We start from the raw sequence: 17,324 nt of genomic DNA, 5'->3' as shown, positions 1-17,324 counted from the left end.
ACATTTTATATTATATCAATAATCGTTGAAAATGAAAACAAATGAAGCGTTCCCAATAAAAAATTGATTGCACATTTGCTTTTGTTCGATGAATAATAGAAGGAGATGAATTTATACATGAGGAAGTGGCGTATGAAATATCGGTTTATTCTTTTATTATTACTTGCACTGATGGGAATGTTTATAGGCGTTGTTATAACAATCGATGGTCCGGTGCATGGAATAGATGCATTCTTTCTAACAATTGCTACAGACATACATAATCATCAGTTAGTAATTCAAATTTTAGAAGGTACCTCATTTTTTGCTTCAAAGCCGATGATTATTGTTTTATCCCTTTTACTTGTTGGAATATTAGGCTTTAACAAACGTGATGCTGTAGGAGCTGTGACTGTATTGGCTTTTGTTTTAAGCGGTTATTTACTGAACAATGCCGTCAAAGTATGGATTGAACGCCTCCGTCCGACGCTAGGAGTAGAAGGTTACAGCTTTCCAAGTGGTCATGCGATGCTGGGATTGATGCTGTATGGGTTTTTGTTGTTTTTTATTATTCTTTATGTGAAAAACGAAGCATTGAAAAAGGCTTCAATTGTTGTTTTTAGTTTACTAATTTTATTCATTGGTATTAGTCGTTTCCTATTAGCTGAGCACTATATGACAGATGTTTTGGGTGGCTACTTGTTAGGTGGTTTTTGGTTGACGGTAGGATTGCTATTTTATACGTTGGTAAAGGCGTATTTAGCACCAACTACTCCAATGAGTTCAAAGCAATACATGGGATGAAAAAAATCTGGTCTAGATTACTAGACCAGGTTTTTTTCGTATTTGAAGTTAACTATACTGCTCATGCTTGTTCCTTCTTTAACGGTATGGTTATAGATATGGTTTAAACGCTATATTTTATAAAAAAGTAAAGTTTAAATAAGGAACATCGCTACAATGGTCGTGACAACTAAGCCGATTGCCACTGGCTTTAAGTTTCTGCGGGCTAGCTCAAACGGACTCACACCACAAATAGCTGCAGCGGGAATTAATGCCCAAGGAATGAGCGTACCGCCACCAACCCAAATGCCTGCGATTTGGCCTAAAGCAGTAAGCGTAGCAGCACCGCTGCCAATTGCAGTAGCAAATAGTTGAGAAATCGATCCTACAAGTGAAATGCCTGAGAAGCCAGAGCCATCTAAGCCTGTAATCGCACCGATTGTCATAACGGTAACGGCAGCAATCTGTTCGTTTAATGGAACAACCGAAGAAATGGCTACGCCTAAATCATTTACAATTCCGTGAGAACCCTTTGGTAAAAAGTCTCCGATAATACTCGTAAACCCAGCATCTCCTAAATAGAAGAAAGCAGCAATAGGTATCACCGGACCAAACACTTTAAATCCAAACTGAAATCCTTCAATTAGATAAGACGTTGTTTTTTCTAATCCTTTGTTTTGATGTCCGATAATGGAGATAATCATTAAAATGAAAAGTGAAGTACCCCCAATTAACGCCGTTGCATCTCCACCTTGTAAATCAAATGCAAACATTGCCCAGACGTTTAAAGCAAATAATAATGGAATGAAAAGTGCTAGAATTTTTCTCATGTAAAGAGGAATGCGAACCCTTTCGTTGTTTTCAGCTGCTGCAATAAGAGGAGAACCTTGAACTGGTAGTGTACCGTTCTTTAAATCTCTTTTTAAAAAGATAAAAGCCGTAACGGTGGTGACAACGCCCATTGTAATAACTAATGGGATGCTCGCTTGAATAACATCTGAAACGGGTAATCCAGCTGCATCGGCTGTTAGCTTCGGTGCTGCTTGGATGACAAAGTCCCCTGAAAGAGCAATGCCGTGCCCGAATAGATTCATAGCCATTGCAACACCAAGTGCTGGTAATCCAGCTCTTAATGCCACAGGTAATAAGACGGCCCCTAATAGTGCAATGGCTGGAGAAGGCCAGAAAAAGAAGGAAATGACCATCATGACAAGTCCAATAACCCAATAAGCAAGACTAGGTGTCTTAATGAAGCGAGCAAAAGGAGAAATCATCATGTCGTTGACGCCCGTTGTAATAAGTGCTTTACTCATGGAAACGATAATTGAAATGATTAAAATAGTAGGTAGCAGCTCTGTAATAGCATAGATAAAACTTGAAAAGACGCTGCTAATTGAACCTGTTAGAGAAGAAGTAGCAGTGAATGACAGAAGAAAAATACCGATAATACAAATGATTGTAGTATCTCGTCTCATAATCATAAACCCTAAGATAAGTAAAATAAAACAAACGTATATCCAATGAAGAGAAACGAGGTCGATTCCCATAAAAAATCCCCCTATAGTTCAGTGTATAGTATCATATGAATGGGTGTTTTCATATGACACTGACCTAGTAGGGAGAGTAGCTGTCTTTAGTGCATAATATGATAGCTCGTGACGTAGGAAGGTCTCAGAAAAATAGCTGGTTGTTTATCTACTCCTTCTGATGTTCCGCGCTTTTTGTGAGCTTGGTTATATGCTTGAGACGCTTGCCAATCAGTAAAGGATTTTTCTTCTTCCCAAGCAGTTAAAATAATATAGGTATCGTTGCTTAGTGGACGCAAAACGCGAATTGCAGCAAAGCCAGGTTCTTTTTCAATTAAGCGAGCTCGTTGGTTAAATCTACTTTCAAATGAAGGACGTCCTTCATCTGTAACCGCAATGTTGTTCATTACCACATATTTTCCATCTGCAATCGAGCCTACGTGATCTAGCGCTTCATAATTATGTCCTTCTTTAAATATCGTTTCACCAGTTGTTTCATGTAAAAGGCAGCCTTGGTCGCCTTCTTTATGAAGTAAATACAACTTTTCTTTAGGATGTTGCTCTTTTAAGCGTTGTAAAAATTCAATGGTTCCATATGTAATAAAGAAATTCATTTTTGAACACTCCTTCTCAATTGGAAAATGCATACATTTTAAAGAGGTTAATCATACTAAAATTATAAAATGTTAAACAAAAAAATACAAAAATAGATGCTCGTCCTTTAAGATGATAGTGACAGGCTCATGCTTTCTTCATATGACCGCCGTACTACATACGCTATTATGCAATGAAAAGAAGAGAGGTGGTAGCATGTACAAACGAGCACTTTATCTATTCTCTGCCGTAGCGGGCATTTTATTATTTGCTCTGATTGGCTATATTATGATTTTGTTTTTTGGGAGTTATGTAATTGACGAGAAAAAATTTGTCATGAATTCTGCTACAAAGTTGGTTAACGAAAACGGTGATGAGATTACTAAGCTGTATGTGGAAAACCGAGATCCAATTTCAATAGAAGAGGTGCCAAAACATGTGCAAAACGCATTTATTGCAGTTGAAGATGTCCGTTTCTACGAGCATCACGGCATCGATGTAAAAGCAATTGGACGTGCTCTATATAAAGATATTTTAGCAGGTAGTAAAGTGGAAGGTGGAAGCACGCTGACACAACAACTAGCTAAAAATATCTTTTTGACAAATGATAAGTCATGGCTTCGTAAAACAAAAGAAGTAATGGTAGCTATTAACTTAGAGCAGCGCTATAGTAAACAAAAAATCCTAGAAATGTATTTAAATCAAATTTATTTTGGACACGGTGCTTACGGTATTCAAGCTGCAGCTCAGCTGTACTTTAACAAAGATGTAGCAGAGCTTACCGTAGAAGAAGGAGCTCTGCTAGCTGCTCTTCCAAAAGGTCCAAATTCATATTCTCCTATCCTTCATCCAGAGAAGAGTATTGAACGGCGAAACGTGGTATTAAATTCGATGCAAAAAGCTGATTTTTTAAGTGCAGAAGAGGTGGTGCGACTGCAAGGACGCACGCTTAGTTTAGATGTACAGCAAAAAACGAAAAATCCTGCTTATTTAACCTATATTGATATGGTAATTGAAGAAGCAGCGGAAAAGCATCACATTTCAAGCAATGATCTATTGAGAGGTGGATATACGGTAACCGTTCCTATGAACAAAAGTTATCAGGAAACGGCTTATGAATTATTTCAGCAAGCTGCTTATTTTCCGGGAGTGGATGAACAAGCCCAAGGAGCTTTTATATTGATGGACCATCATACGGGGGGCGTTTTATCGGTAATAGGTGGACGAGACTATGTGCAAAAAGGATTAAATCGTGTAAATGTAAAGCGTCAGCCTGGTTCAACGATGAAGCCTTTGGCAGTTTATGGGCCGGCTTTGCAGGAAGCTCTGTATAAGCCATACTCACTTTTAAGTGATGAGAAGCAAAACTTTGGACAATATAAGCCCCAAAATATTAACGGGCAGTATGCAGGAAAAGTCACAATGTACGACGCAATTAAAGACTCTAAGAACATTCCAGCAGTTTGGACCTTGAATAAGCTAGGAATTTCGAGTGCAAAAGACTATTTAACAAAGCTGGACATAGAAACAGAAGACAAGGGTCTATCCATTGCATTAGGAGGACTAACAGAAGGAGTTACGCCTCTTCAACTAGCATCTGCCTATAGTACGTTTGCACAGAATGGTGAAAAAAAAGAACCTTACTTTATTTCAGAGATTCAAGATCATAACGGTGATGTAATTGCTAAGGCAGAGCAGAGTGATAAAAAGGTATTTTCAAAGCAAAACGCATGGTATATGACAAAAATGCTAGAGGCTGTTGTCAAAGACGGAACAGCATCCGTAGGCAAATATGAAGGAGCTCTTGCTGGAAAAACAGGATCCACTTCCTATGCAGGCGTGAAAGGAGCAACACGTGATGCTTGGTTTGTTGGGTATACCCCAAATGTAGTTGGAGCGGTTTGGATGGGGTATGATCGTACGGATAGCCAGCATTATCTTACAAAGGGAAGCTCCTATCCAAGTCAATTGTTCAAAGATATTTTGACAGAGGCAGAGCAAGAAACAGATAAAGCATTCAAAAAACCAAAAGGCATCAACGATTTACCTGAACCAATTAGGCTGCCAATTATTAACTCACTCAAACAAGAACTAACATTTCAACCGTTTGGACTATTAACGGTTAGCCTAACATGGGAAGCTTCCGAAGATAAACGCGTTGTCTACTATGTTTATGAAAAGCGAGGCAGGGAACAAAATGTAATTGGAAAAGTGAAAGGCAAAGGGGCATACGAAGTAGACCGCGTAAACCTATTTAAATCACCAACATACTACATCGTTCCCTATAACTCCCAAACAAAAGAAGAAGGAATGCCTTCTAATGAGGTAACACCAACATTGTTTAGCGATTAAATTGTTATAGTTAGTCGATTTTTTGACATTTTGAGCAGGTGTCTATACAACGGATACAGAAATGAGTATAGTGACAAGTAGAGAAAAGAGATAAACCGCAGTTTTTATCAGGCTGCGGTTAGTATTGAGGACAAGTTTGGTTAGGAAAAACAAATAGTACTTGAGATGAACAGATAGAGAAAGGTGGAAGCCATGAATCAACAACTGATGAATGATACATTTTTAAAAGCATGCCGAGGAGAAAAGACAGATCATGTACCAGTTTGGTATATGCGTCAAGCAGGCCGCTCTCAGCCGGAATATCGTGCTTTAAAGGAAAAGTATTCACTGTTTGAAATTACGCATCAGCCTGAATTAGGGGCTTATGTGACGCGCTTACCAGTTGAGCAGTACGGAGTCGATGCAGCTATTTTATATAAAGATATTATGACACCGCTTCCTGCAATTGGAGTGGATGTTGAGATTAAAACAGGTATTGGTCCCGTGATTTCAAACCCAATTCGTTCGATGCAAGATGTTGAAAACTTAGGGTATATTACACCTGAAGAAGATGTAGCCTATGTATTAGATACAATTAAGCTGTTAACAACGGAGCAGCTGAACGTTCCTTTAATTGGATTTGCTGGTGCACCTTTTACAGTAGCTAGCTACATGATTGAAGGCGGCCCTTCTAAAAATTATAATAAGACAAAAGCATTTATGTATACAGAGCCAAAGGCTTGGTTTGCATTAATGGATAAGTTAGCAGATATGACAATTACATATGTAAAGGCACAGATAGATGCTGGAGCAAGGGCTATTCAAATCTTTGATTCATGGGTCGGCGCGTTAAACGTAGCAGACTATCGCTACTTTATTAAACCAGTAATGAATCGGATTTTTACAGAGCTAAGAGAAAAGAATGTTCCGCTTATCATGTTTGGCGTAGGGGCAAGTCACTTGGCAAAAGAATGGCACGACCTTCCTCTAGACGTAGTAGGTCTTGATTGGCGTATGCAGGTTCAAGAAGCACGAGAGCTTGGTCTAACTAAAACGCTGCAAGGTAATCTAGATCCAGCAATTTTACTAGCTCCTTGGGAAGTAATCGAAGAACGTGCAAAAGCGATCCTTGATCAAGGAATGCAACAAGACGGGTATATCTTTAACTTAGGACACGGTGTATTTCCACAGGTTAATCCTGAGACGTTGAAAAGGCTTACTGCTTTTATTCATGAATATTCAGCAAATAGACAATAAATTGTCAAAAAAAACAGAGCCTTATTTTTTGTTTTTTCATTTTTGTTCATGAGAAAATATAGGAACAGACGGATTTTAACAAAGAGGTGTAAATCATGAGTAAAAAAGTCATGGGGTTACTCGTAATGGCTTACGGTACGCCATATAAAGAAGAAGATATCGAAAGGTATTACACGCATATCAGAAGAGGAAGAAAGCCATCTGAAGAAGCGCTTGAAGATTTAAAACAGCGTTATGAAGCAATAGGAGGCATTTCACCGTTAGCGAAAATCACTGAAGAGCAAATGCGATGTCTTGAGCAGCATTTAAATGAAATTCAAGACGACATTGAGTTTAAGGCTTATCTGGGCCTTAAACATATTGAGCCATTTGTTGAAGAAGCAGTAGAGCAGATGCACAAAGATGGGATTAAAGAAGCAGTTAGCATTGTGCTTGCTCCACATTTTTCAACGTTTAGTGTGAAATCTTACAATGGTCGTGCAAAAGAAACAGCTGAAAAACTAGGCGGCTTGGTTATTCATTCAATTGAAAGCTGGTATAAAGAGCCTAAGTTCATTAATTATTGGGTTAGAAAAGTTAAACAAACGTTTGATTTAATGTCAGACGCTGAAAAACAAAAAGCCGTACTCATTGTATCAGCTCATAGTCTTCCAGAGAAAATTATTGCGGCTGGAGACCCTTACCCACAGCAGCTACAGGAAACAGCGGATCTTATTGCTGAAGGTGCGGGAGTTAGCAATTACGAAGTGGGATGGCAAAGTGAAGGCAATACGCCAGATCCATGGATTGGTCCAGACGTACAGGATTTAACACGTGATTTGTATGAGCATAAAGGCTATCGTTCTTTCGTATATACACCTGTAGGATTTATTGCGGATCATCTTGAAGTGTTGTACGATAATGATTATGAATGCAAGGTTGTAACGGATGAATTAGGTGCAAACTACTATCGTCCAGAAATGCCGAATGCAAAGCCTGAATTTATTGATGCATTAGCAACAGTAGTGTTAAAGAAAGTAAATAACGAATCTCAAAATCAATAAAAAATAGAAGAAGCGAGCTATAACCTTAGCCGCTTCTCTTTCTATTGAATTTAATGAAAAGGCGATGATTACATGACGGAAGCAAACAAAAAGATTGTTATCATCGGTGGTGGAATAACTGGTCTTTCAGCTGCCTATTACCTACAAAAAGCGATTAAAGAGAAAGGCCTGCCGTATGAATTTCAATTAATTGAAGCAACCCATCGATTAGGAGGGAAAATTCAAACTGTAACCCGTGATGGTTTTACAATTGAAAGAGGTCCCGATTCCTTTTTAGCACGCAAATTACCTGGCTCTAAGCTGGTAAAAGAAGTAGGGTTAGGAGATGAACTTGTTCATAACTCAACCGGACAGTCTTATGTACTGGTAAAAGAGAACCTTCATCCAATGCCAGAAGGTGCCGTAATGGGTGTGCCAACAAAGATTTCTCCGTTTGTAACAACGGGTCTATTTTCTCCCATTGGTAAACTACGCGCTGCTGCCGATTTTGTCATTCCCAAAACAAAGCATGAAGGAGACCAATCACTGGGCATGTTTTTTAGAAGACGCTTAGGCGATGAAGTTGTTGAAAACTTAATTGAGCCTTTGCTTTCTGGAATCTATGCGGGAGACATTGACCGCTTGAGTTTAAAATCAACATTTCCACAGTTTTTACATGCAGAGCAGCGACACCGCAGTTTAATTGTTGGCATGAAGAAGTTTAAAGAACTTCAACCTAAGCAGGCTGAAGATGCTAATGCAAAAAAACAAGGTGCATTTTTAACATTGAAAAAAGGTCTGCAGTCGCTTGTTGATGCAATTGAAGAGCAGCTTGACCCGTTGGCGGTGGTCAAAGGAGTTAAAGTTGAAAAAGTAAATCGTATGGGTGAACAATATGATTTAACATTGAGCAATGGAAAAGAGATGAAAGCTGATGCAGTCATTATCACTTCTCCTCACTTCGCTGCTCAATCAATGTTGTCTCACTACCCAATCTTTGAGCCGCTTCGTGAGATGCCGTCTACTTCTGTTGCTACAGTAGCAATGGCTTTTCCTAAAGAAGCAGTGAAAGAAGATATTAATGGTACTGGATTCGTTGTATCTCGCAACAGTGATTATACAATTACAGCGTGTACATGGACACATAAAAAGTGGCCTCATTCTACTCCAGACGGTAAAGTATTACTGCGTTGTTACGTGGGAAGAGCAGGAGACGAAGCCATTGTTGACCAGTCGGATGAAGAAATTGTCCAAGTGGTATTAGAGGATTTAAATCGCATTATGCAGATTACGGAAAAGCCAGAATTCTATGTGGTGACGAGATGGAAAAAAGCAATGCCTCAGTACACGGTTGGGCATCAAGAGCGCTTAGAAGAAATTACTCAAGCTATTGAAGAACAGCTTAAAGGTTTATATCTAGCAGGAAGCTCTTATGAAGGACTAGGATTACCCGACTGTATCGAACAAGGTGAGGATGCAGCGAAGCAAGTCTTGAAATATTTTCAAGCAGAAAAAGCGGAGCAGAAGTAAATCTGCTCCGCTTTTTCTGTAAGAACTTTCATGAGGTTGCGTAGTATAACAGATTTATGCTATAGTTACAACGTACTAATTGACCATAATATTCATTTGGTCAAAAAAGAGGGGTGTATCAATTGGCGATTGATCGAAAGCAATCGGTGCTAGACGCAGCGTCAAAATCGTTTTCACTGTTTGGCTATAAGGCAACGACAATGGACCAAGTCGCTAAAATGGCCAATGTCGGAAAAGGAACCATCTATACGTTTTTTAAAAATAAAGAAGAGCTTTTTGATGAAATTGTATCTAGAATGATTCGGGATATGCTGCAACAAGCAGAGTCAGCAATCTCTTCTGAACGAACGTTTTTTGAAAATGCTCAAGCTGCTATTTATCGCATGCTCCAATTTCGAACAGAGCATCAGCTTATGCTTAAGCTCGTTCAGGAACAGGAAATGGGTACGTCAGCTGTTAAAGACGTATTGGTGCAAGTTGAAAATGAAATTTTGACGTATATAAAAAAGAGAATTGAAGCAGCGATTGCAAAAGGTGAAATTCAAAGCTGTGACCCAGAAGTGACGGCATTTTTACTTGTGAAAATGTATGTTGCTTTAGTTTATGATTGGGAAAAACAGCATCAGCCGCTATCTGAGCAACAAATTTCAGATCTGATTGAGCTCTATTTTCTAAGAGGATTATTTACTAAATAAACAAAAGCCGGACTTCATTAAAGTCCGGCTTTTTCGTTAATCGTTTGTTTGGTTATGTTCTTCTTGCTGCTTTTCTTTCTCACCTAGCTCTTGTTCGCCTTTTTTCTTTAAGTCAAAGTAAGCGCGTAGAGCCGCTTGACCTAACTGTCTATTTAACGCATGTCCAGGGCCTTTTACGTAAGAAGATGGTACAACAACCGCCATTGCAACCTCTGGATTATCGTAAGGTGCGTAGGCAATTAAGTTAGAGTTACGAACGGCTACCCCTTGGTTGTAAGTCTCAGCTGTTCCTGTTTTGCCGGCAGGCTTATAGGGCTCTGAACTAAACTCATTTTTTGCAGTTCCGTTTGTCATTACGCGGCGGAATCCAGCTTTCACAGCATTGATTTCTTCTTGGCTCATCGTAATTCGGTTTAATACTTCCGGCTCAACGGATTTTTGTACACTGCCTTTAAGCTCCGTATCAAGTTCAGGCTCACGAATTTCCTTCACAAGCTGAGGCTTTAACCGGTAGCCGTTGTTGGCGATAGTAGCTGTATACTGAACGAGCTGTAGAGGCGTATACGTGTCATACTGGCCGATTGCCAAATCGAGCGCTTTACCAGGTAAAGAATAGTCACTTCCAATCATCCCTGTAGTTTCGTTGTCTAGCTCAATACCTGTTGAAACGCCTAAGCCAAACTGGCTGTAGTATGAACGAAGCTGATCCCACGTTTTTCGAGGAATATTAAGACCACCATGCGGTACATAATTTTCTCCAGCCATGCTTAAAACGGTTTTATACATGTATACGTTAGAAGACTGTTCTAAAGCTCGACCGATACCAGCAGATCCAATTGGGTGAGAAGACTGCTTCTTGCCACCGCCTTTAAAGTACATCGGAGCGTCATAAAATACAGTGCCTAAGTTAATGGCTCCAGAATCCAATCCGGCTAAAATGGTTGCACCTTTAACAGTTGATCCCATTTCATAAGAGGTAGTAATATTACCGAGCGCAAAGTCTTTTACTTCTAATTTGCTACTTTTGTCATTGTAAACAAGCTGCTTCCCGCCCATAGCTAAAATTTCACCAGTATGTGGATCCATCATAATAATAAATGCACGATCTAATTTGCTAGTTCCAGGTTTGGCTGCTTTTGCATTTAGCAATCCCTTAGTTAAAATTTCTTCGACTTGTTTTTGAAGCTCCATATCAATGGTTAAGACTAAATCGCTCCCACGTTGACCTTCCGAGACAACTTTCTCTTCTAGAATGTTTCCAGATCGGTCCGTAACGTGCTGAATGCGAGCTTTTTGTCCGCGCAATACGTTTTCATACTGCTTTTCTAAATAGCTTTTTCCAACGCGGTCATTTCGGCTGTAGCCGTGTGATAAATAGTACTGTAAATTCTCGCGCGGAAGTCCTTCATCAGCAGACGTGATGTTACCGAGTAGCGTACTTAAGAGACTATCATATGTATACATACGGTCCCAATAGGTTGTCACATCGACGCCAGGTAGAGCAGAGAGCCGTTCGCTAATAACGGCCATTTCTTGGTCGTTTAATCCACTTTTTATAATTTGAGGTGTTAGCTCATAGCCAGCTTCCATTTTACTTTTAATAGCAATGACTTCTAAATCATCTTTTAAGGTATTAAGTTCTTTCTTAGTGATGCGCTTTAGCTGTAGAGGGTAAAGGTCTTCTTCTTTAAGTTTTCCATCTTCTACTTTCTTCAAGTCGCTATCGGTAATCTTTTTCTTTGCTTCTTCTGGATTTGTTGCAATCCAATAATCTTTCAAGTCACGTTCAGTGAGCTTAACGATATTTTTATCATCGCTTTTTTGATTCTCGTCGCCAAACGCGTTTGTTGTGACAGGAAGATCAATTATTTTAGCTAATGATTTCGCAATCTTGAGCTTTTCTTCTTGTTTTACGCCTTTTAAGCGGGTATAAGTAACCGCGTTTAAAGGTTTATTGTCCACGATAACACGATCGTATCGGTCAAGCATTTTCCCTCTCGGTACGGGCGTATTAACGGTGACGTCTTCGGTTTTTTCGACTTCACGTTTATAACTTTCACCATGAACGATTTGGACAATTCCAAGGCGCAAAATGAGAACAGAAAATAGGATAAATACAATAAAGAATAATATATTGACGCGTAAAGAGACATGATTTCTTTTTCTTTTCTTTTGTTTCATATAAACACCTTCACTTATTGAAAATAGAGCTATAAATCTACTATCTTACATCTTAACATAATTATGTCTAAATTTGTTATTAGGTGGAATAGTTATAAGAAATTAATCGCATCCAATTTTTCGCATTATCATAATGTGGGAAAAAAGGTTTGGGTTATTAGTCGTTTAAAATAGAGTGGGAGAGTGAAGAGCGCACACAACAAGTAGTGATTTTCATTCGAGGTTGCTCGCTTTCCGCAGGGCGAGCGCCAAGCCTCCTCGTAAACTGCGGGGTCTCGCCTGCTCGCTAATCCTGCAGGAGTCTCACCCTCTTTCATTTCAATCACTGTTTTTGGAATGAGAGGAAATCAATTATTTCTAGTGTAGTTGGGGTATGAAAGAGGGCAGGACATAATCAACGAGTTTTGATTTTTCTTCAAATTATTTGTTTTCCATTGATAGAAGAGTTAGAGAATATGGCCAACAATTCTTGAGACTTGAACAGGTCATCAATATTTTCCACTCTTTTGTTCAATATTGTCTCCTATTCAAATTACCTATAATCAGTACAATGGAATTAAGGTCCTGACAATCAAGGGGGTATATAAAATGAAAATGAAAAGGCTTACATTGTTATCCGGGGTACTAGCTTCATCATTGTTATTTGCAACTGCATGTTCAAATTCTGGTTCAGAGTCAACAGCAAAGTCAAGCGGAAGTTCAGGAGACGAAGTCGTAATTGATATGTTCCAGTTTAAAGTGGAGATTGCTGAACAGTTAAAAGAAGTAACGGATGCATATACAAAAGAAAACCCAAACGTTACTTTTAATATTCAAACAGTTGGCGGAGGCGCAGATTATGGTGCTGCTTTAAAAGCACAGTTTGCTTCTGGTAACGAGCCAGACTTGTTTAATAACGGTGGCTTCCAGGAAGCACAAACATGGTTAGAAAAGCTAGAAGATCTTTCTGATCAACCTTGGGTTGATGATTTGTATGACGTTGCGAAAGAGCCGATGACAGTGGATGGAAAGATTTATGGTCAGCCTTTAAACCTTGAGGGATACGGTTTTATTTACAATAAAGATTTATTTGAAAAAGCTGGTATAAAAGAGTTACCAACTACATTATCAGAGTTAGAAGCAGCGTCTAAGCAGTTAAAAGCAAAAGGAATTACCCCATTTTCAAATGGATATGGTGAGTGGTGGGTATTAGGAAATCACTTGTTTAACATTCCAGTAGCTCAGCAGGATGATCCTGATGCTTTCATTAAAGGATTAAATGACGGTACTGCAAAGTTTGAAGGTAACGAAACGTTTAAGCAATTTATGGATTTATTTGACTTAACGCTAAAATATGGAAATAAAAATCCGTTAACAACGGATTATAATACGCAAGTAACGCAATTTGCTGCTGGAGAAACAGCAATGATGCAGCAAGGAAACTGGACTGTAAATATGATTACAAAAATTAATCCAGATATGAAAATGGGCTTTATCCCAATGCCAATTAGTGATGACAAAGAGAAAAATGATAAGCTAGCAGTTGGTGTACCAAATAACTGGGTAGTTAATAAAAATGCTCCAGAAGCTGATAAAGAAGAAGCAAAAAAATTCTTAAACTGGCTGGTAACGTCTGAAACAGGACAAAAATTCTTAGTAGAAGAATTTAAATTTATTCCGGCATTTAAGAGCATTGATGGAAAAGGAATTGACTCTTTATCAGACGATATCTTAAAATACTCTGACGAAGGTAAAACGTTATCGTGGAACTGGTTTAAGTATCCAGATGGTGCTGTACAAGAAATTGGAGCAGCAATGCAATCTTATGCAGGAGATCAAATTTCAGAAGATGAGTTCTTGAAAAAGTTAGATGAAATCTGGGCGAAAATGAAAAAATAAACGTAAAACGGAAGCCTTCTGTATGATTAGAGTAGACATATAGAAGGCTTTTTGTGATGAAACTGTAAAAAAAAAGTAGATTGAAAGCGCTTTTATTGTATAATGATAGCAATGCAATATAATTTATAGAATAGTAAGAAGAAGGAGGGCTGTGATGAAGGGGTGGAGCATTCGCAAGAAGCTTATTTTGTTTCTACTCATTGCGACTGTTGTACCGTTTATTATCTCCAATGCGTTCACTTATCAATATACAAAAGAAACTGTTAAAAACCGCTTTATTTCAACTAACTATCAGGTAGTCAAAAGCGGCAGTGAAGACCTGAGCACATACTTGCAGGAAATTTCCGATATTACACCGCGTTTATACGGCTATTATCCATTTATTAAAGTGTTACAAGAAGGTGTAAATAATGATTTAGGAGCAAGTCAGTTAGAAGTCCGAAGAACATTATCTTATTTATTTAATACGCGACCAGAAATTAGGCAGCTTCATTTATATATTGAAAACGGACAAGATTCTTATACGGTATACAATTCTAAAATTAGCAGTCGAAAAAAATATGAAGATATTTATTCACATTCTTATTATGCTAGGTTAAAAGAAAAACAGCGGTTTCTATTAATTGAACCTACTCATACAGTATACAGCTACAATAACTTATCAACCATTTTAGATTCTGATCCAAAGCAAGTCATTAGCTTTCACCACATGATTAATGAAGTTCCTTCTAACAACTTGTTAGGCTTTCTGTCAATAGACATTGATTTATCTAAAGTTAAATCTACTTCAGACAGCTTGTACAATAAAGAAGAAGAAGATTTTTATTTAATTAACGATGAGGGAATGATTATGTATTCATCAGATCAACAAGCAATTGGGACAACGCAAAAGTATAAGTGGATTCAACAACTGAAAAACAAAGAGTCTCATAGCGTAGAATGGGAAGATTCAAAGTTTTCGGGAGTACTCGTTTATGACAAACTAGCAGCTCCATTTGATGAATGGCATATCGTAAAGCGAATTCCCTATAGTGTTTTATATGAAGATGCAAGAAGAACCGCTCTGATCAGTGTCTTAATCGGAGTACCGTTTTTATTGATGATTATTATTGCTACATTGATTGTATCAGTTCGATTTACAGAGCCCATTCGAATTTTAATTCAAAATATGAAAGAAGTTGAAAAAGGTTCCTTTGTTGTCCGTTTTAAAACACTAGGTAACGATGAGTTTGGTATGCTAGGTCAGCATTTTAAATCTATGGTCGAAACAATTAATGACTTAATTAAGCGAAAATATCGCTTGGAGATTGAAAATAAATCAACGCAACTTAAAGTGCTGCAGTCCCAAGTGAATCCTCACTTTTTATACAATGCATTTCAATCGATTGGCACGCTTGCTTTAAAGCATAAGGCTGTCGAAGTCTATAAGCTACTAACCCTCCTTTCGAATATGATGAGATACAGTATGAATATGAAGGAAGATATTGTGACACTCACTGAGGAAGTGAAGCATGCTGAAGCATTCTTGGCACTACAAAAACAGCGCTTTGGCTCTAAGTTTTCGTATGAATTTCAAATTGACGAAGAGTTAAAACACACATTGGTTCCAAAGATGATCTTACAGCCGCTTGTAGAAAATTCTTTTAAGCACGGATTTGAAACAAGGGTAGGAGATGGAAAGCTAACAATCTCAGCTTCTTTAATAAACGAACACTTTATACAAATTTGCGTAAGAGACAATGGAAAAGGGATGAATGAGAAAGCATTAGCATCCTTACGTGAAAGTTTAGCGCTATCTAATCAGCATATAGGAGAGCATATAGGCTTGCAAAACATTTCAGATCGCTTATTGATCTACTATGAAAACGTAGCAAGGATGGAGATTGAAAGTAAAGAAAACGAACATTTTACAGTGAAAATGACCTTACCACGAGATTTAAATAAAGGAGATGATAATAATGAAAGTTCTGATTGTTGATGATGAAGAACACGTTCGTGAAGGAATTAAGCTCTTAGGCGACTGGGACGCACATCACATTGAAAGTATTATTGAAGCTGAAAACGGTGAGCAAGCGATTGCGCTTATCGAGAAAGAAAAGCCACAAATCGTTTTCACAGATATGAAGATGCCCAATATGGGAGGGATTGCTCTATTGGAATGGATGAAGCACCATGCTCCTAAAACCAAAACCATTGTCGTAACTGGTTATGATGATTACCACTACATGAGAAAAGCAATTCATTTTGGATCGACAGATTACATTTTAAAGCCAGTTGATCCTTCAATCTTAAACGATACGCTAAAAAGAGCCGTAAACGAATGGAATAAAGAAGAGCATGAACGAAAACAGCACAATAATAGCTATCAGTTAATTAATGAGATGAAGCCTATGTATCGTGATCGCAAACTGACCCAAATTATCAATAACTACGTGCTACAAGACACGGTATATGAAGAGCTTGGCTTTCATTCAAACAGTGAGTATGAAGTAGCTATTATTCGGGTTGATGAAGCGACAATCCAAGCATTTGGTGGAGATCGTGACTTAGCCTATTTTTCAATTTTAAACGTGGCTAATGAGCTCTTAGTTGAAAAAGAGAATGGAGTGGCTTTTCGTTATTTATCACAAAAGGGTGAAATCGTAATAATCTTCTGGGACCATTTTTCTGAAATTAAGCAGCTTTTGAACAGGCTACACAAGCAGATTTTCTTAGCTTTCAACGTATGTTGTCCACTTGCCAAGGGACGTCACGTTGAATCTGTTTCAGTATTGCTAGAATCCTATCAAACAGCAAAGGCAGCTTTATTAGCGAGCAATGTGCTAGTTGACAGTTGTGTTGAGTTTTATGAAGAAGCAGATCGTTTAAAGGGAAGTAGCCTATTATTAAACTTGATGGACTACAATACAAAAATCGTAGAAGGAATGCAAGTAGGCAAGATAGATGCTTTCACAGCAATTTTTGATGAAGTGAAGAACGCTGTGAAGCAGGCCAATTACTTATCCTTAAAGGAGTTGCTTCATATTGAAAAAGAGTATCAGCTCCTTAGTGAACACTGGTTAAAGAAATACGAAATTTTATATAATGCGCAAAGTCACTATGAGCAGGCGCTAGCTTCATTTTTTGATGCGAAAGGCAAGTTTGATTTTGAGAAATACATGAACCGAAAACAAAGAGAGATTGTGCGTTTTTTAAATATTGTGAAGCGAGATAAGCAAAAAAGCAATCGTGATACAATTTATGAAATTGAGCAGTTTTTACAAATGAATTATGATCGAGACGTGAAGCTTCAAGAGATTGCAGAACGCTTTTATTTAAGTAGAGAGTATATTTCAAGGAAGTTTAAACAAGAATTTCAGGAAAACATCTCTGACTACATTGTGAAAGTTCGAATGACAAAAGCCAAGTCCCTCTTAAAAAATGAGCAGCTGAAAATTTATGAAGTAGCAAACATGATTGGTTATCAAGATGATAAATATTTTCGCAAAGTGTTTAAGAAACTAGAAGGATTAACACCGAATGAATATCGTCAACTATCGGTCTGAGAA

The 17,324-nt window shown here is 38.1% G+C and carries 12 protein-coding genes; 9 read left to right on the top strand and 3 right to left on the bottom strand.

Annotated features, from left to right (window positions below):
* Positions 1–117: 117 nt before the first annotated feature.
* Positions 118–783 carry a phosphatase PAP2 family protein gene (locus tag V2145_RS16045; RefSeq protein ID WP_311859420.1) on the top strand — a complete coding sequence of 222 codons (666 nt, stop codon included), beginning with the start codon at positions 118–120 and terminating at the stop codon, positions 781–783.
* A gap of 134 nt (positions 784–917) precedes the next feature.
* On the opposite strand, the gene V2145_RS16040 is transcribed toward V2145_RS16045, so the two are convergent.
* Together V2145_RS16040 and V2145_RS16035 are read right to left on the bottom strand one after the other, a co-directional pair.
* Positions 918–2,309, bottom strand: a complete 1,392-nt coding sequence (locus V2145_RS16040) for a hypothetical protein (protein WP_330988004.1) — start codon at positions 2,307–2,309, stop codon at positions 918–920.
* A gap of 86 nt (positions 2,310–2,395) precedes the next feature.
* Complete coding sequence (locus V2145_RS16035) at positions 2,396–2,902, bottom strand: antibiotic biosynthesis monooxygenase family protein (RefSeq protein ID WP_094912714.1); 507 nt, start codon at positions 2,900–2,902, stop codon at positions 2,396–2,398.
* Positions 2,903–3,098: 196 nt separating this feature from the next.
* On the opposite strand from V2145_RS16035, the gene V2145_RS16030 reads away from it, so the two are divergent.
* From V2145_RS16030 to V2145_RS16010, 5 genes are all read left to right on the top strand, one after another.
* Positions 3,099–5,234: a transglycosylase domain-containing protein gene (locus V2145_RS16030; protein WP_094912715.1), complete on the top strand. Its 2,136-nt coding sequence runs from the start codon at positions 3,099–3,101 to the stop codon at positions 5,232–5,234.
* A gap of 192 nt (positions 5,235–5,426) precedes the next feature.
* Positions 5,427–6,470 (top strand): uroporphyrinogen decarboxylase, encoded by a 1,044-nt coding sequence (gene hemE / locus V2145_RS16025; protein ID WP_094912716.1) that lies wholly within the window; start codon positions 5,427–5,429, stop codon positions 6,468–6,470.
* Between the two features lie 95 nt (positions 6,471–6,565).
* Positions 6,566–7,513 (top strand): ferrochelatase, encoded by a 948-nt coding sequence (hemH, locus tag V2145_RS16020; RefSeq protein WP_094912717.1) that lies wholly within the window; start codon positions 6,566–6,568, stop codon positions 7,511–7,513.
* 72 nt (positions 7,514–7,585) lie between these two features.
* Positions 7,586–9,022: a protoporphyrinogen oxidase gene (hemY, locus tag V2145_RS16015; protein WP_094912718.1), complete on the top strand. Its 1,437-nt coding sequence runs from the start codon at positions 7,586–7,588 to the stop codon at positions 9,020–9,022.
* 122 nt (positions 9,023–9,144) lie between these two features.
* Positions 9,145–9,717 (top strand): TetR/AcrR family transcriptional regulator, encoded by a 573-nt coding sequence (locus V2145_RS16010; protein ID WP_094912719.1) that lies wholly within the window; start codon positions 9,145–9,147, stop codon positions 9,715–9,717.
* Positions 9,718–9,753: 36 nt separating this feature from the next.
* On the opposite strand, the gene V2145_RS16005 is transcribed toward V2145_RS16010, so the two are convergent.
* Positions 9,754–11,898 carry a peptidoglycan D,D-transpeptidase FtsI family protein gene (locus tag V2145_RS16005; RefSeq protein WP_222582603.1) on the bottom strand — a complete coding sequence of 715 codons (2,145 nt, stop codon included), beginning with the start codon at positions 11,896–11,898 and terminating at the stop codon, positions 9,754–9,756.
* 588 nt (positions 11,899–12,486) lie between these two features.
* On the opposite strand from V2145_RS16005, the gene V2145_RS16000 reads away from it, so the two are divergent.
* The 3 genes from V2145_RS16000 (at position 12,487) to V2145_RS15990 (ending at position 17,321) form a co-directional block, all read left to right on the top strand.
* Positions 12,487–13,776 carry an ABC transporter substrate-binding protein gene (locus V2145_RS16000; RefSeq protein ID WP_094912721.1) on the top strand — a complete coding sequence of 430 codons (1,290 nt, stop codon included), beginning with the start codon at positions 12,487–12,489 and terminating at the stop codon, positions 13,774–13,776.
* Positions 13,777–13,930: 154 nt separating this feature from the next.
* Positions 13,931–15,754 (top strand): sensor histidine kinase, encoded by a 1,824-nt coding sequence (locus tag V2145_RS15995; RefSeq protein WP_094912722.1) that lies wholly within the window; start codon positions 13,931–13,933, stop codon positions 15,752–15,754.
* Positions 15,735–17,321 (top strand): response regulator, encoded by a 1,587-nt coding sequence (locus V2145_RS15990; RefSeq protein WP_330988003.1) that lies wholly within the window; start codon positions 15,735–15,737, stop codon positions 17,319–17,321. Before V2145_RS15995 ends, V2145_RS15990 begins: the two co-directional genes overlap by 20 nt.
* Positions 17,322–17,324 lie beyond the last annotated feature (3 nt).

Source organism: Priestia sp. GS2 (assembly GCF_036409025.1).
In the GTDB taxonomy this organism is placed as follows: Bacteria; Bacillota; Bacilli; order Bacillales; family Bacillaceae_H; genus Priestia; species Priestia aryabhattai_A.
Note: the sequence above shows the minus strand (reverse complement) of the source record. Positions and strands in the feature narration are given on the sequence as shown.